At 67.9% G+C, this 20,287-nt stretch carries 17 protein-coding genes, 1 other RNA gene and 3 pseudogenes; 18 read left to right on the top strand and 3 right to left on the bottom strand.

The features are described from left to right. Positions 1-165 precede the first annotated feature (165 nt). The 4 genes and pseudogenes from ompA to ssrA all read left to right on the top strand — a co-directional run bounded on the left by ompA (position 166) and on the right by ssrA (position 2,735). Positions 166-824 (top strand): annotated as a pseudogene (gene ompA / locus ACHMXE_RS33300) (outer membrane protein OmpA). A 129-nt stretch (positions 825-953) separates the two neighbouring features. Then, on the top strand, positions 954-1,676 hold the full coding sequence (ubiG, locus tag ACHMXE_RS33295) for a bifunctional 2-polyprenyl-6-hydroxyphenol methylase/3-demethylubiquinol 3-O-methyltransferase UbiG (protein WP_203205078.1): 723 nt from the start codon (positions 954-956) through the stop codon (positions 1,674-1,676). Next, the gene (locus ACHMXE_RS33290) at positions 1,673-2,338 is read left to right on the top strand and encodes an HAD-IA family hydrolase (protein ID WP_203205079.1); all 666 of its coding nucleotides are present in this window, start codon (positions 1,673-1,675) and stop codon (positions 2,336-2,338) included. Before ubiG ends, ACHMXE_RS33290 begins: the two co-directional genes overlap by 4 nt. Positions 2,339-2,350: 12 nt before the next feature. Further along, positions 2,351-2,735: a transfer-messenger RNA gene (gene ssrA / locus ACHMXE_RS33285) on the top strand. Between the two features lie 217 nt (positions 2,736-2,952). On the opposite strand, the gene ACHMXE_RS33280 is transcribed toward ssrA, so the two are convergent. Further along, positions 2,953-3,111, bottom strand: coding sequence for a hypothetical protein (locus ACHMXE_RS33280; protein WP_203205080.1), 159 nt, complete (start codon positions 3,109-3,111; stop codon positions 2,953-2,955). Between the two features lie 458 nt (positions 3,112-3,569). Here ACHMXE_RS33280 and ACHMXE_RS33275 point away from each other — a divergent pair, with 458 nt between their 5' ends. The 12 genes and pseudogenes from ACHMXE_RS33275 to ntrC all read left to right on the top strand — a co-directional run bounded on the left by ACHMXE_RS33275 (position 3,570) and on the right by ntrC (position 17,145). Beyond that, complete coding sequence (locus ACHMXE_RS33275) at positions 3,570-4,925, top strand: methyltransferase regulatory domain-containing protein (RefSeq protein ID WP_395348271.1); 1,356 nt, start codon at positions 3,570-3,572, stop codon at positions 4,923-4,925. A 59-nt stretch (positions 4,926-4,984) separates the two neighbouring features. Next, complete coding sequence (gene ggt / locus ACHMXE_RS33270) at positions 4,985-6,718, top strand: gamma-glutamyltransferase (protein WP_395348269.1); 1,734 nt, start codon at positions 4,985-4,987, stop codon at positions 6,716-6,718. 89 nt (positions 6,719-6,807) lie between these two features. Then, positions 6,808-7,539 (top strand): 16S rRNA pseudouridine(516) synthase, encoded by a 732-nt coding sequence (locus ACHMXE_RS33265; protein WP_209541135.1) that lies wholly within the window; start codon positions 6,808-6,810, stop codon positions 7,537-7,539. Between the two features lie 89 nt (positions 7,540-7,628). After that, entirely contained in the window at positions 7,629-8,645 is a 1,017-nt protein-coding gene (locus tag ACHMXE_RS33260; RefSeq protein WP_203205084.1) for a beta-propeller fold lactonase family protein, read from the top strand. Further along, a pseudogene (locus ACHMXE_RS33255) lies at positions 8,629-9,451 on the top strand (polysaccharide deacetylase family protein). The gene ACHMXE_RS33260 and the pseudogene ACHMXE_RS33255 overlap by 17 nt, the downstream one beginning before the upstream one ends. A gap of 10 nt (positions 9,452-9,461) precedes the next feature. Beyond that, positions 9,462-10,436 carry a sterol desaturase family protein gene (locus ACHMXE_RS33250; protein WP_395348266.1) on the top strand — a complete coding sequence of 325 codons (975 nt, stop codon included), beginning with the start codon at positions 9,462-9,464 and terminating at the stop codon, positions 10,434-10,436. Between the two features lie 119 nt (positions 10,437-10,555). Further along, on the top strand, positions 10,556-11,437 hold the full coding sequence (locus tag ACHMXE_RS33245; RefSeq protein ID WP_395348264.1) for an EI24 domain-containing protein: 882 nt from the start codon (positions 10,556-10,558) through the stop codon (positions 11,435-11,437). Continuing rightward, entirely contained in the window at positions 11,434-12,234 is an 801-nt protein-coding gene (locus tag ACHMXE_RS33240) for a competence/damage-inducible protein A (RefSeq protein ID WP_395348262.1), read from the top strand. The genes ACHMXE_RS33245 and ACHMXE_RS33240 overlap by 4 nt, the downstream gene beginning before the upstream one ends. 147 nt (positions 12,235-12,381) lie before the next feature. Continuing rightward, entirely contained in the window at positions 12,382-13,797 is a 1,416-nt protein-coding gene (glnA, locus tag ACHMXE_RS33235) for a type I glutamate--ammonia ligase (RefSeq protein ID WP_203205088.1), read from the top strand. 148 nt (positions 13,798-13,945) lie between these two features. After that, entirely contained in the window at positions 13,946-14,449 is a 504-nt protein-coding gene (locus tag ACHMXE_RS33230; RefSeq protein WP_395348260.1) for a hypothetical protein, read from the top strand. A gap of 40 nt (positions 14,450-14,489) precedes the next feature. After that, entirely contained in the window at positions 14,490-15,569 is a 1,080-nt protein-coding gene (glnL, locus tag ACHMXE_RS33225) for a nitrogen regulation protein NR(II) (RefSeq protein ID WP_093343381.1), read from the top strand. 24 nt (positions 15,570-15,593) lie between these two features. Continuing rightward, a pseudogene (gene ntrC, locus ACHMXE_RS33220) lies at positions 15,594-17,145 on the top strand (nitrogen regulation protein NR(I)). Between the two features lie 58 nt (positions 17,146-17,203). Here ntrC and ACHMXE_RS33215 read toward each other — a convergent pair. Beyond that, positions 17,204-17,728 carry a hypothetical protein gene (locus ACHMXE_RS33215; RefSeq protein ID WP_395348258.1) on the bottom strand — a complete coding sequence of 175 codons (525 nt, stop codon included), beginning with the start codon at positions 17,726-17,728 and terminating at the stop codon, positions 17,204-17,206. A 16-nt stretch (positions 17,729-17,744) separates the two neighbouring features. Continuing rightward, entirely contained in the window at positions 17,745-18,530 is a 786-nt protein-coding gene (gene xth, locus ACHMXE_RS33210) for an exodeoxyribonuclease III (RefSeq protein WP_057589626.1), read from the bottom strand. A gap of 166 nt (positions 18,531-18,696) precedes the next feature. Here xth and ACHMXE_RS33205 point away from each other — a divergent pair, with 166 nt between their 5' ends. Continuing rightward, entirely contained in the window at positions 18,697-19,233 is a 537-nt protein-coding gene (locus ACHMXE_RS33205; RefSeq protein ID WP_395348256.1) for a sigma-70 family RNA polymerase sigma factor, read from the top strand. Beyond that, positions 19,230-20,225 carry a FecR domain-containing protein gene (locus tag ACHMXE_RS33200; protein WP_395348255.1) on the top strand — a complete coding sequence of 332 codons (996 nt, stop codon included), beginning with the start codon at positions 19,230-19,232 and terminating at the stop codon, positions 20,223-20,225. The genes ACHMXE_RS33205 and ACHMXE_RS33200 overlap by 4 nt, the downstream gene beginning before the upstream one ends. Positions 20,226-20,287 lie beyond the last annotated feature (62 nt).

Here is a 20,287-nt window from a genome sequence, read left to right as displayed (position 1 = left end):
GCAACACAAGGACTCTATTCCGCCTCCGTCCTACGCTTCGTGGCCGCCGTGCGGCCTGTTTGCCAAAGACCCTATGGCACAATCGCCTCAACGTTTTGGGTGGTGGTCACTTAAAGCGTCCTTGATTCGCAGCGCGGCTGCGGCTTTTTCCCCAAGAGGAGAACCATGAAGAAACTGAATAAAGTGGCGATGATGTTTGCAGTCGCTGCGCTCGCCACTGCCGCCGGCGCGCAGACCCGTGTCACCGCTGCGAATGGCGGTCCTACGATCGACAACTGGCAAAACGGCACCGGCGAACTGGTTTGGAAGAACGGCACGAACGAACTGTGCTGGCGCGATGCCAACTGGACGCCCGCCACGGCTGCTGCCGGTTGCGACGGCGCTCTGGTTCCCCGGCCGCCGCCGTTCCCACGGCTCCTGGCGCGGTTCCCCCGCCCGTCGCTCCCGCTCAACCCCCGGCCGTTGCCGCTTCGAAGGTGACCTTCGCTGCCGACGCATTCTTCGACTTCGACAAGTCGGTGCTGAAGCCTGAAGGCCGTGCGAAGCTGACCGACCTGGTCGAGAAGATCCGTGGCGTGAACCTCGAAGTGATCATCGCCGTCGGCCACACCGACTCGATCGGTTCGGACGCCTACAACCAGCGTCTGTCGGTGCGTCGCGCCGAAGCCGTCAAGGCCTTCCTGGTCTCGAAGGGCATCGAACGCAACCGCGTCTACACCGAAGGCAAGGGCGAGAAGCAGCCTGTGGCTGACAACCGCACCAAGGAAGGTCGCGCCAAGAACCGTCGCGTGGAAATCGAAGTGGTCGGCACCCGCGCCAACTGATAGCTCGATTCCATCGACCATGAAACCCCGCCTCGGCGGGGTTTTTATGCCTGAATCAATGCAGGCAGAAAGCTTTCAAACGGGCCCATTCGTCATGGGCCGGTCATCGTCCGTTTCATAATCCGTCATATGACAGAAAACGTGAATGCCGATCCCGCCGAACTCGCCAAATTTTCGGAGCTGGCCCACAAGTGGTGGGATATGGAAGGCGAATTTCGCCCTTTGCACGAAATCAATCCTTTGCGCCTGGAATGGATTGAAGGTATTGCGCCGATTTCCCAGCGGCGCGTCGTGGATATAGGCTGCGGCGGCGGAATTCTTTCGGATTCGATGGCCCGCAAGGGCGCCGACGTGCTCGGTGCCGACCTCGCGGGCAAGGCGCTGAAGGTGGCGCAGCTGCACGCGCTCGAGGCCGGCACGCGCGGCGTGAAGTACCGCGAGGTCAGCGCCGAGGCGCTCGCGGCGGAGCAGCCCGGCAGCTTCGACGTCGTCACCTGCATGGAGATGCTCGAGCACGTGCCGGACCCGGCGTCGGTCATCCGGGCCTGTGCCACGCTGGTCAAGCCCGGCGGCTGGGTCTTCTTCTCGACGATCAATCGCAACCTCAAGTCCTTCATGCTCGCGATCGTCGGCGCCGAGTACGTGATGGGCATGCTGCCGCGAGGCACCCACGAGTACGCGAAGCTGATCCGGCCCAGCGAGCTGGCGGCCTATTGCCGCGCCGCGGGGCTCGACGTGCGGCACACGCGCGGGCTCGAGCACAACCCGATCACGCGGCGCTATTGGCTCAGCGCCGACACCAGCGTCAACTACATGTTCGCCACGCAGAAGCCGGCGGAGGCCCAGGCATGAAGGGCGTGCCGACCCGTGCCGTGCTGTTCGACCTCGACGGCACGCTGATCGACAGCGCGCCCGACCTGGGCGCCGCCGCCGACCAGATGCGCACCGCCCGCGGACTGGCGTCGTACCCGCTCGAGCGCTACCGCCCCATGGCCGGCGCGGGCGCGCGCGGCATGCTCGGCGTGGCCTTCGGCATCACGCCCGATGCGCCCGAGTTCGATGCGCTGCGCGAGGAGTTCTTCGTGACCTACGAGCGCTGCATGTTCAACACGCAGGCCTTCGATGGCGTTCCGCCGCTGATCGAGGCACTGGTCGCGCGCGGGCTGCGCTGGGGCGTGGTCACGAACAAGTCGAAGCGCTTCACCGAGCCGCTCACGCAGGCGATGCCGCTGTTCGCGAGCGCGGGCGCGGTGGTGAGCGGCGACACCACGCCGCATGCCAAGCCGCATCCCGAGCCGCTGCACGAAGCGGCCCGGCGGCTGGGCATCCCGTCCGAGCATTGCATCTACGTCGGCGACGACGAGCGCGACATCATCGCGGGCCGCGCGGCGGGCATGCGGACCGTCGCAGCGGCCTACGGCTACATGGGCGCGCAGGCCGATGCGACCCGCTGGGAAGCCGATGCCTTGATAACTTCTCCGGGCGAACTCTTGAAACTGCTGGATAGCGCCTAAAATAGGCCCCTTGGGGCTGCACTGGTTTCGACGCGGGTTCGGAGTCGCAGCGGGGCATGTCGAGCTGAATGCGCTCGTAAAACAGATTCAAACAAACTAACTGCAAACGACGAACGTTTCGCACTCGCTGCTTAATTGCCAGTGAGCCTTGCAACAGCAGGCCGATGGGCTGGGCAAGGGGGTTCTGAGCAATCAGTGCCTCCCGGCTGCAAGGATAATTACATCGGCTGGCTTCGATCCGGGTACCTTGGGTCGGGGCAAGAAAATAGGGTGCTGGCGTCCGGTGTAGCGTGCGACTGCGCGACTCCGGAAGCGAGACTTAAATCAGATCGCTAAACATGTAGAACTGCGCGATGAAGGCTTGCGGACGGGGGTTCAAATCCCCCCAGCTCCACCACATTGCCTGAGGCTGGCCCGGACCGATCCGGGCTTGGCGACCCGGGAGGCATTCCCGGGTCGGCCACACGGCCAAACCTCACCTTCCATGGATCCGACACGCGCTTCACCTGCGTGAAGCGCGCGTTCGTGCCTGATGAAAGAGCGCAAGGGAAGGCGGCAAAGCCGCATGCCCGGTCTCGACGGTGCCGAGCCCAGGTGGCCGAGGGCCAGGCGTGTTATCGCGCCAGTCGATCGCCGTCGCTGCCCGGCTTGGGCATCGGGCCGTTCGGCCCACGTTCGGCGCGAATGGCCGACATGACGGCAACCAGCATCGCCCCGACGGCGACACCGGCCAAAAAGACCGACAGAACGAAGGATGGATCGGAGAGCTGCATGGTGTCAGAACGCCGATTTGTACACCCAAAGACCGCATAGGGCGCCGCTGGCGCGGAAGGTCGCGGCATTGTCTTACAGGCGGCCCTCGCAGCACGAACGCCCTCCTGGACAACCCGACCCCGGCTCTTTTCGCCGTCGTGCAGGGCTATATTCGGCGGGCACCGACGCGCGCCGATCGCGCGTTCTTCCCTCGCATCTTCATCTAAAAGGCTGCCCGTGCCCGATTCCCTGACTTCGGTTCTGACGAGCTACTACGACGCGGTGCCCTACGACTCGCACCCGTTCCCGCAGACGGCGGTGGAGCACCTGGAAGCCACGGCATTTCTCTTCGGCCTCGAAACGCCGCCGCCCGCCGGCGCGCGCGTGCTCGAGCTGGGCTGCGCGGCGGGCAACAACCTCATTCCCTTCGCCGAGCGCCATCCGGGCGCGCGCGCGCGTCGGCCTCGACCTGTCGTCGGTGCAGATCGCGCAAGGCGTGAGCGCGATCGAGCGGCTGGGCCTGTCGAACGTCGAGGTGAAGACCTTCGACATCTCCGAGGTCGACGCCTCGCTCGGCCAGTTCGACTACATCGTCTGCCACGGCGTCTACAGTTGGGTGCCGGGCCCGGTGCAGGATGCGATCCTGCGCGTGTGCTCCGAGAACCTCGCGCCGAACGGCGTGGCCTACGTGAGCTACAACGTCTACCCGGGCTGGAAGGCGCGCGAGATCGTGCGCGACGCGATGATCCTGCGCGGCGGCCCGCGCGACACGCCCGAGGAGAAGCTCTCGTATGCCCGCGGGATGATCGAGTTCCTCGCGCAGTCGGCGCGCCCCGACAGCGTGCTCAAGAAGACGCTCGACGAAACCGCGCCGATCGTGCGCGACGGCGCCACCTCGTACCTGCTGCACGAGTTCCTCGAGCCCTGCAACGCGCCGTGCTACTTCAAGGAGTTCGTCGCGCGCGCCGAGAGCCATGGTCTGGCCTACCTGGCCGAGGCCGAGCCCTCGACGATGTTCGTGCAGAACTACGGCACCCAGGTGCGCGATCCGCTGCTGCGCGAATGCGGCGGCAGCCAGGTGCTGATGGAGCAGTACCTCGACTTCCTGGTCAACCGCACCTTCCGCCAGACGCTGCTGGTGAAGCAGGACCGGGCGCGTCACATCCGCTACCGGCTCGACGCCACGCGCATCCGCGGCCTGCTGTTCGCGGGCGTGTTCCATGGCGAGAACGGCGCGCCGCTCACGCTCGACACGCGCGAGCAGAACTGCACCGGGATCCGCAACGTGACGGTCACCCTGCGCCAGCCGCTGCACAAGGCGGTGGCGCATGCGCTCGACAGCCACTACCCGCAGGCGCTGAGCGCCGACGCGCTGATCGCCTGCGTGCTGCCGCTGCTCGGTCAGCCGCGCGAGGCGGTCGAGCCCGCGGTGATGGCGATGCTCGAGGAGATGCTGATCCTCGGCGCGCTGCGCATCCGCCGTACGCCCGTGCCCTCGGTGGCGCAGGTACCCGCGCGGCCGCAGGCCCCGGCCTCGGTGCGCAATGCGCCGGGCCTGGCGCCGGGCCAGGCGCCTTCGGTCACGGTCTGCAACGGCTGGCACGAGACGGTGGCCCTGTCGCTGCTCGAGCGCGCGCTGCTGCCGCTGCTCGACGGCACCCGTTCGCACGAGGCGCTGGTCGAGCATCTCGAGACCGAGGTGCGCGCCGACCGCCTGCGCTTCGTGCGCAACGACGAGCAGATGACCGATCCCGAGGCGCTGAGCGCCTTCGCCCGCGAGCAGGTGGCGCTGGCGCTGCGCGACCTGCGGCGCAAGGCACTGCTCGCCGGCTGACCCTCACCAGACACACCCCAGGCTCCACCACCAACCACATCTCAAGAGGAGACATCCAGATGCATCGACTTCCATCGACCCCCCAACTGCGCGCGGCGATCGTCGCCGTGCTCGCACTGGCCGCCGGCGCTTCCCAGGCCGCGTCGCAGGCGCCGGTCGCGGCCGAACACGGCATGGTGGTGAGCGCCCAGCACCTCGCGTCCAAGGTCGGCGTCGACGTGCTCCAGCGCGGCGGCAATGCCGTCGACGCGGCCGTGGCAGTGGGCTACGCGCTCGCGGTGGTCTATCCGGCCGCGGGCAACCTCGGCGGCGGCGGCTTCATGACGGTGCAGCTGGCCGACGGCCGCAAGACCTTCCTCGACTTCCGCGAGAAGGCGCCGCTGGCCGCCACGGCCAACATGTACCTCGACAAGGACGGCAACGTCATCAAGGGCCTGAGCACCAACGGCCACCTGGCCGTGGGCGTGCCCGGCACGGTGTCGGGCATGGAGTACGCGCGCGAGAAGTATGGCACGAAGAAGCGCGCCGAGCTGATCGCCCCCTCGATCCAGCTCGCCGAGAAGGGCTTCGCGCTCGAGCAGGGCGACATCGACATGCTCTGGACCTCGACCGCCGACTTCCAGAAGGACCCGGTGTCCGGCGCGATCTTCCTGAACAAGGGCGAGCCGTTCCAGGTCGGCCAGAAGCTGGTGCAGAAGGACCTGGGCAAGACGCTGCGCGCGATCAGCCAGAACGGCACCGACGGCTTCTACAAGGGCTGGGTGGGCCAGGCGATCGTGGCGTCGAGCCAGGCCGGCAAGGGCATCATCACCCAGGCCGACCTCGACCAGTACAAGACGCGCGAGCTGGCGCCGGTCGAGTGCGACTACCGCGGCTACCGCGTGGTGTCGGCACCGCCCCCGAGTTCGGGCGGCGTGATCATCTGCGAGATGCTCAACATCCTCGAGGGCTACCCGCTCAAGGACCTGGGCTTCCGCTCGGCGCAGTCGGTGCACTACCAGATCGAGGCCATGCGCCATGCCTACGTCGACCGCAACAGCTACCTGGGCGACCCCGACTTCGTGAAGAACCCGCTCGACCGCCTGCTCGACAAGGGCTACGCCGAGAAGATCCGCGCTGCCATCGATCCGAAGAAGGCCGGCGTCTCCAAGGACATCAAGCCGGGCGTCGCGCCGCACGAGGGCAGCAACACCACCCACTACTCGATCACCGACCAGTGGGGCAACGCGGTCTCGGTCACCTACACGCTCAACGACTGGTTCGGCGCCAAGGTCACGGCCGCCAAGACCGGCGTGCTGCTGAACAACGAGATGGACGACTTCACCTCGAAGGTCGGCGTGCCCGACATGTACGGCCTGGTGCAGGGCGAAGCCAATGCCATCGCCCCGGGCAAGCGCCCGCTGAGCTCGATGAGCCCGACCATCGTGTCGAAGGACGGCAAGCCGGTGTTCGTGGTCGGCACGCCGGGCGGCAGCCGCATCATCACGGCCGTGCTGCACACCATACTCAACGTGGTCGACTACGGCATGAACGTGCAGGAAGCGGTCGATGCGCCGCGCTTCCACCAGCAATGGCTGCCCGACGTGACCAACGTCGAGACCTTCGCGCTGAGCCCCGACACCCGCAAGATCCTGACCGACATGGGCCACAACCTCGGCGTGCCGCAGCCGGCCAACCACCTGGCGGCGATCATCGTGGGCGCGCCCACGCTGGGCGGCAAGCCGATGGGCAACAACCGTTTCTATGGCGCCAACGACCCGCGCCGCAACACCGGGCTGGCCGCGGGCTACTGACCGCCGCGAGGAGGGTGCCGGGCCGGTCCGCGCCTTCTAGACACTCCAGGGCGGCCGCGCGCGAAGCGCGGCCGCCTTTTCTTTTCGCCATGCAACTGCAAGACATCCTCTATTCCCAGGGCTTCGGCACGCGGCGCGTGTGCGCCGGCCTGGTTCAACAGGGCCTCGTGACCATCGCCGGCGCGGTGGTCGACGATCCCGCCACCGATCTGGACGCGGAAGGCCTGCAGTTCACCGTGCAGGGCACCGCCTGGGCCTACCACGAGAAGGCCTACCTGATGCTGCACAAGCCGGCCGGCACCGAGTGCTCGCAGAAGCCCTCGACCTACCCGAGCATCTACACGCTGCTGCCGTCGCCGCTGCGGCTGCGGCCCAACAAGGGCGCGGTGCAGGGCGTGCAGGCCATCGGCCGGCTCGACCAGGACACCACCGGCCTGCTGCTCCTGACCGACGACGGCCAGTTCATCCACAAGATGGGCTCGCCCAAGCACCACGTGCCCAAGGTCTACGAAGTGACGGCCAAGCACCCGATCGACGACAAACAGATCGCCCGCCTGCTGGCCGGCGTGGTGCTCGACGACGATCCGAAGCCGGTGCGCGCGGCCGCCTGCGAGTCCGACAGCCCGCTGCACCTGCGGCTCACGCTGACCGAGGGCAAGTACCACCAGGTCAAGCGCATGCTGGCCGCGGTGGGCAACCGCGTCGAGGCGCTGCACCGCTCGCGCATCGGCACGGTGGCGCTGCCGGCCGACCTCGCGCCCGGCCAGTGGCGCTGGCTGGCGGCCGACGAGGTCGCCGCCCTGCGCGCGCCGACGAAATAACTTCCGACCGACCGCCTTTTCGGCGGCTGGCGGTCAGCCAGCGGTCGGTTCGGATCGTTAACATTCGAAGCCCTTTTCCGGAACTTCCCTTGCGTCTTCCTGCCCCGACCGGCCGCGCCGCGGCCCTGCTGCTTGCCTGCCTGACCAGCGCGATCGCCTTCATGGCTCCCGTCGCCGCCTCCGCAGCCCCGCCAGAACCTCCGCCGATCTTCGTGCTCAACTCGCTCGACGCCAGCGTCAGCGTGATCAATCCGCTCGACTGGACCGAGAAGCAGCGCATCGCGACCGGCAAGGAGCCGCACCACATCTACATGACGCCCGACGAGAAGTCGGTCATCGTGGCGAACTCGGCCGGCGACTCGCTGACTTTCGTGAATCCGCGCACGGCCGAGGTCCAGCGCGTGGTCTACGGGATCATCGACCCCTACCAGCTGCAGTTCTCGCGCGACATGAAGTGGTTCGTGACCGCGGCCAACCGGCTCAACCACGTCGACATCTACCGCTGGGACGGCAAGGACCTGAAGCTCGCCAAGCGCATCGCCACCGGCAAGACGCCCAGCCACATCTGGATCGACAACACCAGCACCATCGCCTACGTCACGATGCAGGACAGCGACGAGCTGATCGCCGTCGACCTGCCGACGCAGACCGTCCGCTGGCGCATGGCCACCGGTCCGATGCCGGCCGACATCTACGGCGTGCACAACGACAAGACGCTGCTCGTGGGCCTGACCGGCAGCGACGGCGTGCAGGTGTTCGACGTGGCGGGCGCGCAGCCGAAGCTGGTGGGCAAGATCCCGACCGGCAAGGGCGCGCACGCCTTCCGCTCGGCCGGCGACGGCAAGAGCGTGTTCGTGAGCAACCGGGTGGCCAATTCCATCAGCCGCATCGACCTCGCCACGCTCAAGGTCACCGACACCTACCCGGTGCCCGGCGGCCCGGACTGCATGGACGTGTCGGCCGACGGCAAGACCCTCTACGTGACCTCGCGCTGGGCCAAGAAGCTCAGCGTGGTCGACCTGGCCAGCGGCAAGGTGGTGCGGCAGGTGAATGTCGGCCGTTCGCCGCACGGCGTCTGGACGCTCGATCATGCGAAGCGCCTCTAAGCTGCGCCGGCGTACGGCCACGGGGCTCACCGCGCTGCTGGCCACCGCCATCGCGATGCCCGCGGCCTGGGCCCAGGCGCCGGCGAGCTGCGAGAAACCCGTCTACCTGACCTTCGACACCGGCCACATGGGCATCGCGCCGCTGGTGGCCGAGGTGCTCAAGCGCCAGCAGGTGCACGTCACCTTCTTTGCCGCCGCCGAGCGCACCCGAGACCGAGGGCGACAGCCTCGACAACCACTGGGCCGCCTGGTGGAAGGCGAGGGCGGCCGAGGGCCATGAATTCGGCTCGCACACCTACGACCACGTCTACTGGCGCGGCGACCTCAAGGGCGTGACGCCGAGCTTCCGCGTCAAGCCCTCGGCGGGCGCGTTGGCCGGGCGCGAATTCACCTGGAGCGCGGCCGAGTACTGCGCCAACATCCGCAAGGCGTCCGAGCGGCTCGAGCTGATCACCGGCAAGAAGCCGCTGCCGCTGTACCGCGCCCCTGGCGGCAAGACCTCGCCCAAGCTGCTGGCCGCCGCGCGCGACTGCGGCTATGCGCACGTGGGCTGGGCGCCGGCGGGCTTTCTCGGCGACGAGCTGCCGAGCGAGAAGTTCAGCAACGAGAAGCTGCTCACGCAGGCACTCGACACCATCCGCCCCGGCGACATCCTGCTCGCGCACCTGGGCATCTGGTCGCGCAAGGATCCGTGGGCGCCGGCGAACCTCGAGCCGCTGATCGTCGGCCTGAAGGCCAAGGGCTTCTGCTTCCAGACGCTGCGCCAGCATCCCGACTACCGCGCCTGGATCGCATCGCACCCCTGAGGCGGTTCCCGTGATCGACTGGCTGACGGATCTCTTCTCCTCGCTGCAGGGCTGGTTCTTCGAAACCGTCGTGCAGCCTTTCGTCTACGCGATCGGCCTCGGCGGCTGGACCGAGGACGCCTTCGACGCCACCGGCTGGCTGCTGGTCGGCCTGATCCAGATCGTGGTGCTGATCGCGCTGATCGGCCCGCTGCAGCGCTGGCGTGCCGTGGAGCCGGTGATCGACCGGCGCGCGATCCGCATCGACATGCTCTACACGCTGATCCACCGGCTGGGCCTGTTCCGGCTCGCGATGTTCTTCACGCTGCAGCCGGTGTTCGACGACCTCATGGGCAGCCTGCGCGCGGCCGGCTGGGGCACCTTGCACCTCGACGAACTCTGGCCCGGCGTGACCGACGTGCCGGTGGTCGCGTTCGCGATCTACCTCGTGGTGCTCGACTTCGTCGGCTACTGGATCCACCGCGGCCAGCACCAGTTCAACTGGTGGTGGGGGCTGCATTCGCTGCATCACTCGCAGCGCCAGATGACCATGTGGAGCGACGACCGCAACCACCTGCTCGACGACATCCTGCACGATACCCTGATCGTGATCGTGGCGCAGCTGATCGGCGTGGCGCCCGGCCAGTTCATCGCCTTCGTCGCCTTCACCCAGTTGAGCGAAAGCCTGCAGCACGCCAACCTGCGCCTGAGCTTCGGCGCCCTCGGCGAGCGGCTGTGGATCAGCCCGCGCTTCCACCGGCTGCACCACAGCATCGGGCTGGGCCACGAATCGCACGGCAAGAGTACGCTCGGCGGCCACAACTTCGGCGTGCTGCTGCCCTGGTGGGACATGATGTTCGGTACCGCCAACTTCGAGAACCGCTACGACCCGACCGGCGTGCGCGACCAGGTCGAACCCGATGCCGCGGGCAAGCTGCGCGACTACGGCCAGGGTTTCTGGGCCCAGCAGTGGCTGGGGCTGAAACGCATGGTCGGGCGCGGTTGAGCGCGGCTTCTCTCCAGCTGCCTCACCCGCGCGCGGCGTGCGCGCGAACCGGCGAATCGCCCGGCCGCCGGCTCTGGCTTCACGGCCGCGCGGGGCGCGCCGGGTTATCCTCCCGCCCGATGCGCCTGCTCCTCGACTCCTTCTGGCGCGCGGTGGCCTATTGCATGCTGCCGCGCGTGATCGTGCTGTCGTTGCTGCCGCTGGGCCTGATGGTGGTGCTGGCCGCCGTCTTCGGCTACTTCTATTGGGATGCCGCGGTCACGTGGACGCGCGGGGCGCTCGAATCCTGGCCGCTGCTGGCGAGCTTCTGGAGCTGGATCGGGCGGCTGTTCTCGGGCGATGTCACCTCGATGCTGGCGCCGCTGGTGGTGGTGTTCGCCGCCACGCCGCTGATCGTGGTGCTGGCGCTGGTGATCGTGGCCGGCTTCATGGCGCCCGCGCTCACGCGGCTGGTGGCCGAGCGCCGCTTTCCCTCGCTCGAGCGCAAGAAGGGCGCCTCCTTCTTCGGCAGCGTGGCGCGTTCCATCGGCCTGACCGTGCTGGCGCTGCTCGCGCTCGTGGTCTCGATGCCGCTGTGGCTGATTCCCCCGCTGGTGCTGATCCTGCCGCCGCTGATCTGGGGCTGGCTCACCTACCGCGTGATGAGCTTCGACGCGCTGGCCGAGCATGCGAGCGCCGAGGAGCGCGCCACCTTGCTGCGCGCGCACCGGCTGCCGCTGTTGTGCATCGGCGTGCTCTGCGGCTACCTGGGCGCGGCGCCGAGCATCGTCTGGGCCTCGGGCCTGCTGTTCGCGGCCGCCTTCTTCGTGCTGGTGCCGCTCGCGATCTGGATCTACACCCTGGTCTTCGCCTTCTCGGCCCTGTGGTTCGGCCACTACTGCCTCGATGCGCTGGCGCAGCTGCGCGGCCAGCGCGCAGCCGCCGCGGCGGCCGCCATCCCGGGCGACGCCGCCGCCATCGAGGCCGACCAGGCCGTTCTCTCCCAATGGAAATCCCCATGACCCGTGAATTCGGCCTGATCGTCGTCGGCGACGAGATCCTTTCGGGCAAGCGCCTCGACAAGCACATGCCCAAGGTGATCGAGCTGCTCGCGGCGCGCGGCCTGCAACTGGGCTGGGCCGAATACGTGGGCGACGTACCCGAGCGCATCACCGCCGCGCTGGCGCGCGCCTTTGCCTCGGGCGACGTCGTCTTCTCGACCGGCGGCATCGGCGCCACGCCCGACGACCACACCCGCCAGTGCGCCGCCAAGGCGCTGGGCGTGCCGCTGGCGCTGCATCCCGAGGCCGAGCTGCTGATCCGCGAGCGCATGCAGGACACGGCGCGCGAGCAGGGCGTGGCCTACGAGCCCGACCGGCCCGACAACATCCACCGGCTCAACATGGGCGTGTTTCCCGAGGGCGCCCGGATCATCGCCAACCCCTACAACAAGATCCCGGGCTTCAGCGTCGACGACGTCCATTTCGTGCCCGGTTTCCCGGTCATGGCCTGGCCGATGATCGAGTCGGTGCTCGACACCCGTTATGCCGATCTTTTCGTCCAGAGCCGGGTCATGGAGAAGTCCGTGATCGTTTTCGGTGCCATGGAAGCCACCCTCACGCCCCTGATGCAGGCGATCGAGGCACGCCATGCGCGCATCAAGGTTTTCAGCCTGCCGAGCGTCGATCACCCCCAGTACGGCCGTCATATCGAGCTCGGCGTCAAGGGCGACCCGGAACTGCTCGACGCGGCCTATGGCCAGCTCATCGAAGGTCTGCACACTTTTAATGCGCAACTTGGCCCAGAATTGGTGCGTTGATTTCGATGGCACCAATTTGGTGAATTCGGCCGAGTTTCAGGCCTCCAAAGTGCCCGCCGACGGCTGTTGATCGCAGGCGACAATGGCACAGAAACTGCATCCCGCATCCCTGTATTCCCAACCACCCATCCAACTCAGGAGAAATTGATGGCAAAGACCGTCGCCGACGTCATGAAGCTCGTGAAGGAAAACGAGGTCAAGTTCGTCGACTTCCGTTTCACCGACACCCGCGGTAAAGAACAACACGTGACCGTGCCCGTGTCGCACTTCGACGAAGACAAGTTCAGCTCGGGCCACGCGTTCGACGGCTCGTCCATCGCCGGCTGGAAGGGGATCGAAGCCTCGGACATGCAGCTCATGCCCGACCCGAACACCGCCAACATCGATCCCTTCTTCGAAGAGACCACGATGATCCTGACCTGCGACGTGATCGACCCGACCGACGGCAAGCCGTACGAGCGCGATCCCCGTTCGCTGGCCAAGCGCGCCGAAGCCTACATGAAGGCTTCGGGCCTGGGCGACACGGCCTACTTCGGTCCGGAACCCGAATTCTTCGTGTTCGACGGCGTGCGCTGGAAGAACGACATGTCGGGCTGCTTCGTGAAGATCGATTCCGAAGAAGCCTCGTGGAACACCGACAAGGAATACGAGCACGGCAACACCGGCCACCGTCCCGCGGTCAAGGGCGGCTACTTCCCGGTTCCCCCGGTCGACAGCTTCCAGGACATGCGTTCGGAAATGTGCCTGGTGCTCGAATCGCTGGGCATCCCGGTCGAAGTGCATCACCATGAAGTGGCCAACGCCGGCCAGATGGAACTCGGCACCAAGTTCAGCACGCTGATCCAGCGCGCCGACTGGGTCCAGCTGCAGAAGTACGTGATCCACAACGTGGCCCACGCCTACGGCAAGACCGCCACCTTCATGCCCAAGCCCATCGTCGGCGACAACGGCTCGGGCATGCACGTGCACCAGTCGGTCTGGAAGGACGGCAAGAACCTGTTCGCCGGCGACGGCTACGCAGGTCTCTCGGACTTCGCGCTGCACTACATCGGCGGCATCATCAAGCACGCCCGTGCCCTGAACGCCATCACGAACCCCGGCACCAACAGCTACAAGCGCCTGGTGCCCGGCTTCGAAGCCCCGGTGAAGCTGGCCTACTCGGCCAAGAACCGCTCGGCCTCGATCCGCATCCCGTTCGTGGCGAACCCGAAGGGCCGCCGCGTCGAAGCGCGCTTCCCCGATCCGCTGATGAACCCGTACCTCGGTTTCGCCGCGCTGCTGATGGCCGGTCTCGACGGCGTGGAAAACAAGATCCACCCGGGCGAAGCCGCGAGCAAGGACCTCTACCATCTGCCGCCGGAAGAAGACGCGCTGATCCCGACCGTCTGCCACAGCCTCGACCAGGCCCTGGAATACCTGGACAAGGACCGTGCGTTCCTGACCAAGGGCGGCGTGTTCACCGATGCCTACATCGACGCGTACATCGAGCTGAAGATGCAGGAAGTGACGCGCTTCCGCATGGCCACGCACCCGGTCGAATTCGACATGTACTACTCGCTCTGATCGCGGTTTCCCCGCTCGGAGTAACACGAAAGGACGGCCTCGGCCGTCCTTTTCATCGGGGCCGGAACATCCTGGCATCGGAGGCGTCGAATTGCATGAAAATGCGCCTTTTCGCGCTCTCCCGGACCCTCGAGGCCCCCAAGATCCCATGAAGACCGCCGCACCACTTCTCCTGCTGACCGCCTCCCTGTTCGCCCTGCCGGCGCTCGCGCAGGAGCGCGTCTGGCGTTGCGGGAACGAATACACCAACAACGCCACCGTCGCGCAGCAGCGCGGCTGCAAGGTGATGGAGGGCGGCAACGTCACCGTCGTGCAGGGCGCCTCGCGCGCCGCGCTCGGCGGTGCCGCGGGCTCGACTTCCGCGTCCCGCTCGCCGGCCGGCAGCCCGCGCGTCGAGGGCGCCGACCAGCGCGCGCGCGACGGCGAGGCGCGCTCGGTGCTCGAGTCCGAACTGCGCAAGGCCGAATCGCGCCAGGCCGAGCTGCAGAAGGAATACAACAACGGCGAGCCCGAGAAGCAGGGCAGCGAAGGCCGCAACTACCAGAAGTACCTCGACCGCGTGGCCGAGATGAAGGCCGAACTGGCCCGCAACGAAAGCGACATCGCCGGCATCCGCCGCGAGATCAGCCGGCTGCCGGCTCCCAAGAACTAACCCGTTCCTGCATCGGCAGGACGAACACCACAGGATTTCCATGGCTTTCGGAAAGAAGGCGGCAAGCGCCAGTCCGCGCTTTCAGGCCTTCGACCTGCTGTCGACCCTGATCGCGGTCGTCAACAGCAAGGGCTCGGTGCTGTTCGCCAATGCCGGTCTCGAAGACGCGCTCGGCACCTCGCGCCGCACGCTCGAGGGCTCGCAGTTCGGCGCCTGCTTCCACGAACCCCAGGTGCTGCGCACCGCCATCGACGGCGCCAGCGCCAACGACTTCGCCACCCTGCGCTACGAGGCCTTCCTGCGCCGCGTCAACCACGAGCTGATGCCGGTGCAGGTCACGCTGGCCAAGGGCGAGAAGGCCGGCGAACTGATCGTCGAGATGCTGCCGCTCGAGCACCAGGTGCGGCAGGACCGCGAGGAGCGGCTGCTCGACCAGGCGCAGGCCAACAAGGAACTGATCCGCAACCTCGCGCACGAGATCAAGAACCCGCTCGGCGGCATCCGCGGCGCGGCGCAGCTGCTGCAGATGGAGGTCGAGTCGCGCGACCTCATCGAATACACCCAGGTCATCATCCACGAGGCCGACCGGCTGCAGACGCTGGTCGACCGCCTGCTGGCGCCGCACCGCCGGCCGCACGTGGTGGGCGACGTGAACATCCACGAGGTCTGCGAGCGCGTGCGCTCGGTGATCCTCGCGGAGTTCCCGCGCGACCTGCACATCGAGCGCGACTTCGACGTCTCGATCCCCGAGTTCCGCGGCGACCGCGAGCAGCTGATCCAGGCCACGCTCAACATCGTCCACAACGCCGCGCAGGCCCTGGCCGAGCGTCGCGCGGCCGGCGATGCGTGCATCACTTTCAAGACCCGGGTCGCGCGCCAGGTGATCTTCAACAAGCAGTGGTATCGATTGGCACTGGAATTGCATGTCATCGACAATGGACCGGGCGTGCCGGACGCGATCAAGGACCGAATCTTCTATCCGCTGGTGTCGGGCAGGGAGGGTGGTACAGGGCTGGGTTTGACGCTCGCACAGACTTTTGTGCAACAGCATCACGGCGTGATCGAGTGCGACAGTGTCCCGGGCCGAACCGATTTCAAGATATTGATTCCGCTGCCCTAGCAGCCACCGGCAACAAGGAGATGCATGAAGCCGATCTGGATAGTTGATGACGACCAATCGATCCGCTTCGTGCTGGAGAAGGCCCTGCTTCGGGAGGACCTCCCGACCCGCAGTTTCACCAACACGCGCGAAGTGCTGGCGGCCCTCGAACAGGCCGCCGAGGACGAGCAGCAGGGCCCGCAGGTCCTGGTGAGCGACATCCGCATGCCCGGCGGTTCCGGGCTCGAGCTGCTCGACAAGATCAAGGCCAAGCATCCGGGCCTGCCGGTCATCATCATGACGGCCTTCTCCGACCTCGACAGCGCCGTCTCGGCGTTCCAGGGCGGCGCCTTCGAATACCTGCCCAAGCCCTTCGACCTGCCGCGCGCGGTCGAGCTGATCCGCCGCGCCGTCGACGAGAGCCAGCGCGAGGAAGTGGCCGAGGAACGCATGGTCGCCGCGCCCGAGATGCTCGGCCAGGCGCCCGCGATGCAGGACGTGTTCCGCGCCATCGGCCGGCTGTCGCAGAGCAACGTCACGGTGCTGATCACCGGCGAATCGGGTTCGGGCAAGGAGCTCGTGGCGCGGGCGCTGCACAAGCACTCGCCGCGCGCCAACGGCCCCTTCGTCGCCATCAACACCGCGGCCATTCCCAAGGACCTGCTCGAGAGCGAACTCTTCGGCCACGAGCGCGGCGCCTTCACGGGCGCGCAGACCATGCGGCGCGGCCGCTTCGAGCAGGCCGAGGGCGGCACGCTGTTCCTCGACGAAATCGGCGACATGCCCTTCGACCTGCAGACGCGCCTGTTGCGCGTGCTCAGCGACGGCCACTTCTACCGCGTGGGCGGCCACAACTCGGTCAAGGCCAACGTGCGCGTCATCGCGGCCACCCACCAGGACCTCGAGCAGCGCGTGAAGCTCGGCGGTTTCCGCGAAGACCTGTTCCACCGCCTCAACGTCATCCGCCTGCGCCTGCCCGCGCTGCGCGAACGCGGCGAGGACGTGCCCGCGCTCACGCGCCACTTCCTGCAGCAGAGCGCGCGGCAGCTCGGCGTCGAGCCCAAGCGCATCTCCGATGCGGCGCTGGCCAAGCTCGCGGGGCTTCAACTTCCCCGGCAACGTCCGCCAGCTCGAGAACATCTGCCACTGGCTGACCGTGATGGCGCCGGCGCAGCTGATCGAGGCCAAGGACCTGCCGCCCGAGGTGCTCGCGACCGGCGGCGCGCCGATGCTGTCGCCCGACAGCCATGCGGGCGAGCCCGTGGCCCATGCGACAGCCGCCGTGCCCGTGGCGCCGCATGCGTCCACGCCTTTCGTGGGGACGGCGATCGACAGCGCGGTGCCTGCACCCGCCGTCGCGGCGCACGCGCCGGCCGACGCTTCCGGCAATTGGGAGAGCGGCCTCGAGGCCGAGGCCCAGGCGCTGCTCGCGGCCGGCCGCACCGACGTGTGGGACGTGCTGTCGCGCCGCTTCGAATCGCGTCTGATCCTCACGGCGCTGTCGAGCACGCGCGGCCGCCGCATCGAGGCCGCGCAGAAGCTCGGCATCGGGCGCAACACCATCACGCGCAAGATCCAGGAACTCGGCATCGAGTGATGCCAGGCGAGCCCGCGGCCTCGGCGCCGCGCGGCTCGTCTTCCTTCCCGCCGATGCTTCAGCGGCTGCGCTGCCCCTGCGTCAGCGAATCGAGCTGGAATTTCCCGCTCTTGTCCCAGAGCCAGGTGTCGATGTAGGTGTGGCCGCCCAGCTTGCCCGGGTTGGGCAGCGGCGAGGCCGCCTTGATCAGCTCCTCGATCATCGGCGGCACCTCGGGCGCATGGCTCGGAATGCGGCTGAAGGTCACGCCCGTGACCTTGCCGCTCGCGTCGATGTCCGTCTCGACCACCACCACCGCGTACACCAGCGGCGGGATCTTGCCCTTGTAGATGCGTTGCGCGTACTTCGTGTAGATGTGGCGCGCGCCGATCTTGCGGTAGGCGCGCACCACCGGCGTCTGCGTCGTGATGAGGCGCACCGTGGGCACCTCGGACTTCGCGGGCGGGCCGTCGTCGGGCGCGGTGGCGGCGGTGCCGGGGCTCGCGGGCGTCTCGCCGCCGCTCGCGGTCTTCTTGTCGAACACGCCGCAGGCCGCGAGCGACAGCGCCAGCAAGGCGACGGTCGCTGTCCTGGCGATCGCCACGCCGGGCTTCCTTGCCTCAGCCACCGAGATCCACATCGAGCACCACCGGCGCATGGTCGCTGGGCTTTTCCCATTTGCGCGGCACGCGGTCGATCACGCAGCCCCTGACCTGCGGCTTGAGCGCGTCGCTCACCAGCACGTGGTCGATGCGCAGTCCGCGGTTCTTCTGGTAGCCGAGCATGCGGTAGTCCCACCACGAGTAGCTCTTCTCGGGCTGTTCGAACATCCGGAAGCTGTCGGTCAGGCCCAGGCCGAGCAACTGCTTGAAATGGTCGCGCTCCTCGGTCGTGTGGTGGATGGTTTCCTTCAGGCCCACCGGGTCGAAGCTGTCGCGGTCCTCGGGCGTGATGTTGAAGTCGCCCAGCAGCACCAGGTTCGGATTCGCGGCGAGTTCGGCGCGCAGCCACTCGCGCAACGCGTCGAGCCACTTCATCTTGTAGGCGAACTTGTCGGAGCCCGGCGCCTGGCCGTTGACGAAGTAGCCGTTGACCACCCGCACCGGCCCGCGCGGCGTGTCGATGGTGGCGGCGATCACGCGCGACTGGTCGTCGGTGAAGCCGCCGATGTTCTTCACCACGTCGCGCACCGGCGCGAGGCTCAGGATCGCAACCCCGTTGTAGGTCTTCTGGCCGAACACCGCCGCGTCATAGCCGGCCGACTTGAGGATCTCGAGCGGGAACTTGTCGTCGCTCATCTTGAGTTCCTGCAGGCACAGCACGTCGACCGGGTTGGCGATCAGCCAGTCGAGCACGTGCTGCAGGCGGGCGGTGAGGGAGTTGACGTTCCAGGTGGCGATCTTCATGGGGTGGGTGAGCTGTCGTTGATCGACAGCTGCTGGAGTGTGGGGTGGGCCTCGCGGCCGGCGTGTCCGTGGTTATACCGAAACGCGCGGGCGCCATCGCCCGATCGACTAAGATGAGAACCATTCGTATTCATGAGGCCGCGATCCCCGCACGCCGTTCGGAAGAATGAACGCCGATTCCGCCCTTCACCCGCACCCCCATGCACATGTCCAAGCCCTCTACCGCGGCCACCACGGCTGGCTGCTGGGCTGGCTGCGCGGCAGGCTGGGCGATTCCTTCGACGCCGCGGACCTGGCGCAGGACACCTTCCTTCGCATCCTCGCCGCGCCCGACCACACGCCCGAGAAGCAGGGCGACTGGCAGCTGCGCGAGCCGCGTGCCTACCTGACGGTCGTCGCCAAGCGCCTGCTCGCGAACCTGTACCGGCGGCGCTCGCTCGAGCAGGCCTACCTCGATGCGCTGGGCGCGATGCCCGAGCCGCTGGCGCCGTCGCCGGAGCAGCAGGCGATCATTCTCGAAACGCTGCAGGAGATCGACGCGATGCTCGACGGCCTCGCGCCGCCGGTGCGGCAGGCCTTCCTGATGGCGCAGCTCGAAGGGCTGGGCTATGCCGAGATCGCGATGCGGCTGGGCGTGAGCGAGCGCACGGTGAAGCGCTACATGGCCGAGGCGATGGCGCATTGCATCCTGCTGGCCGCATGAGCGCGACGAGCGCGCAGCGCGTGGTGGTCGACAAGGCCGTCGCCACGCAGGCCGCCCAGGGCTTCCTGCTGCTGCAGTCGGGCGAGGCCACGGCCGCCGACCGCACCCACTGGACGCAGTGGCGCGCGGCCGATCCGGCCCATGAAGATGCCTGGCAGCGCGCCGAGCAGGTGAGCCGCAAGTTCGGCCTGCTGCCGGGCGCGCTGGCGATGCCCGCGCTGGGGCGCACGGTGCGGGCCGACCGCCGCGCCGCGGTCAAGGCGCTGGCGTTGCTGCTGGCCGCGGTGCCCGCCGGCTGGGTCGCATGGCGCGCTTCGCCGGCGCGCGAATGGCTGGCCGACCACCGCACCGCCACCGGCGAGCGGCGCGAAGTGCGGCTGCCCGACGGCACGCGCATCCAGCTCAACACCGCGACGGCCATCGACGTGGCCTACGACGGCACGCTGCGGCGGGTGCGCCTGCGCGCGGGCGAGATCCTGATCGACACCGCGCCCGACCGCGTACCCGCCGGCGACCCCGCCTACCGCCCCTTCGTGGTCGAGACCGCGCAAGGCCGGCTGCGCGCGCTGGGCACGCGCTTAGTGGTGCGGCAGCGCGAGGACCGGCGCAGCCACGTGGGCGTGCTCGAGGGCGCGGTCGAGGTCCGGCCCGACGATGCGCAGGGTCTCGCGGTGGTGGTGCGCGCCGGCGAGCAGGCCGGCTTCTCCGCGTCGGCGGTCGATGCGCCAAGTGCGCTGGACCCGGGGGCCGACGACTGGTCGCGCGGCGTGCTGCGCGTGAAGAACATGCGCCTGCACGATTTCCTCGCCGAGCTCGGCCGCTACCGGCCCGGGGTGCTGCATTGCGATCCCGCGGTGGCCGAGCTGCGCGTCTCGGGCGTCTTCCAGTTGCGCGACACCACGCCCGTGCTCGACAGCCTGCCGCAGGCCCTGCCGGTGCGGGTGCTGTCGCGCACGCGCTATTGGGTGACGGTGGTGCCGGCCGGCGGCTGAGGGCGCGCGAGCGCGCCGCGCCGGCCGGCCAAAAAAATCCGCCGCGCCGTGTCCCTTTTCTT

This window comes from Variovorax sp. UC122_21, assembly GCF_044056785.1.
In the GTDB taxonomy this organism is placed as follows: domain Bacteria; phylum Pseudomonadota; class Gammaproteobacteria; order Burkholderiales; family Burkholderiaceae_C; genus Variovorax.
Note: the sequence above shows the minus strand (reverse complement) of the source record. Positions and strands in the feature narration are given on the sequence as shown.

Coding starts and splice junctions, on each gene's coding strand:
- glnA (WP_203205088.1), top strand. CDS start 12,382: ATGGCAAAGACCGTCGCCGACGTCATGAAGCTCGTGAAGGAAAACGAG.
- ACHMXE_RS33240 (WP_395348262.1), top strand. CDS start 11,434: ATGACCCGTGAATTCGGCCTGATCGTCGTCGGCGACGAGATCCTTTCG.
- ACHMXE_RS33290 (WP_203205079.1), top strand. CDS start 1,673: ATGAAGGGCGTGCCGACCCGTGCCGTGCTGTTCGACCTCGACGGCACG.
- ACHMXE_RS33265 (WP_209541135.1), top strand. CDS start 6,808: ATGCAACTGCAAGACATCCTCTATTCCCAGGGCTTCGGCACGCGGCGC.
- ACHMXE_RS33230 (WP_395348260.1), top strand. CDS start 13,946: ATGAAGACCGCCGCACCACTTCTCCTGCTGACCGCCTCCCTGTTCGCC.
- glnL (WP_093343381.1), top strand. CDS start 14,490: ATGGCTTTCGGAAAGAAGGCGGCAAGCGCCAGTCCGCGCTTTCAGGCC.
- ACHMXE_RS33200 (WP_395348255.1), top strand. CDS start 19,230: ATGAGCGCGACGAGCGCGCAGCGCGTGGTGGTCGACAAGGCCGTCGCC.
- ACHMXE_RS33280 (WP_203205080.1), bottom strand. CDS start 3,111: ATGCAGCTCTCCGATCCATCCTTCGTTCTGTCGGTCTTTTTGGCCGGT.
- ubiG (WP_203205078.1), top strand. CDS start 954: ATGACAGAAAACGTGAATGCCGATCCCGCCGAACTCGCCAAATTTTCG.
- ACHMXE_RS33205 (WP_395348256.1), top strand. CDS start 18,697: ATGAACGCCGATTCCGCCCTTCACCCGCACCCCCATGCACATGTCCAA.
- ggt (WP_395348269.1), top strand. CDS start 4,985: ATGCATCGACTTCCATCGACCCCCCAACTGCGCGCGGCGATCGTCGCC.
- ACHMXE_RS33245 (WP_395348264.1), top strand. CDS start 10,556: ATGCGCCTGCTCCTCGACTCCTTCTGGCGCGCGGTGGCCTATTGCATG.
- xth (WP_057589626.1), bottom strand. CDS start 18,530: ATGAAGATCGCCACCTGGAACGTCAACTCCCTCACCGCCCGCCTGCAG.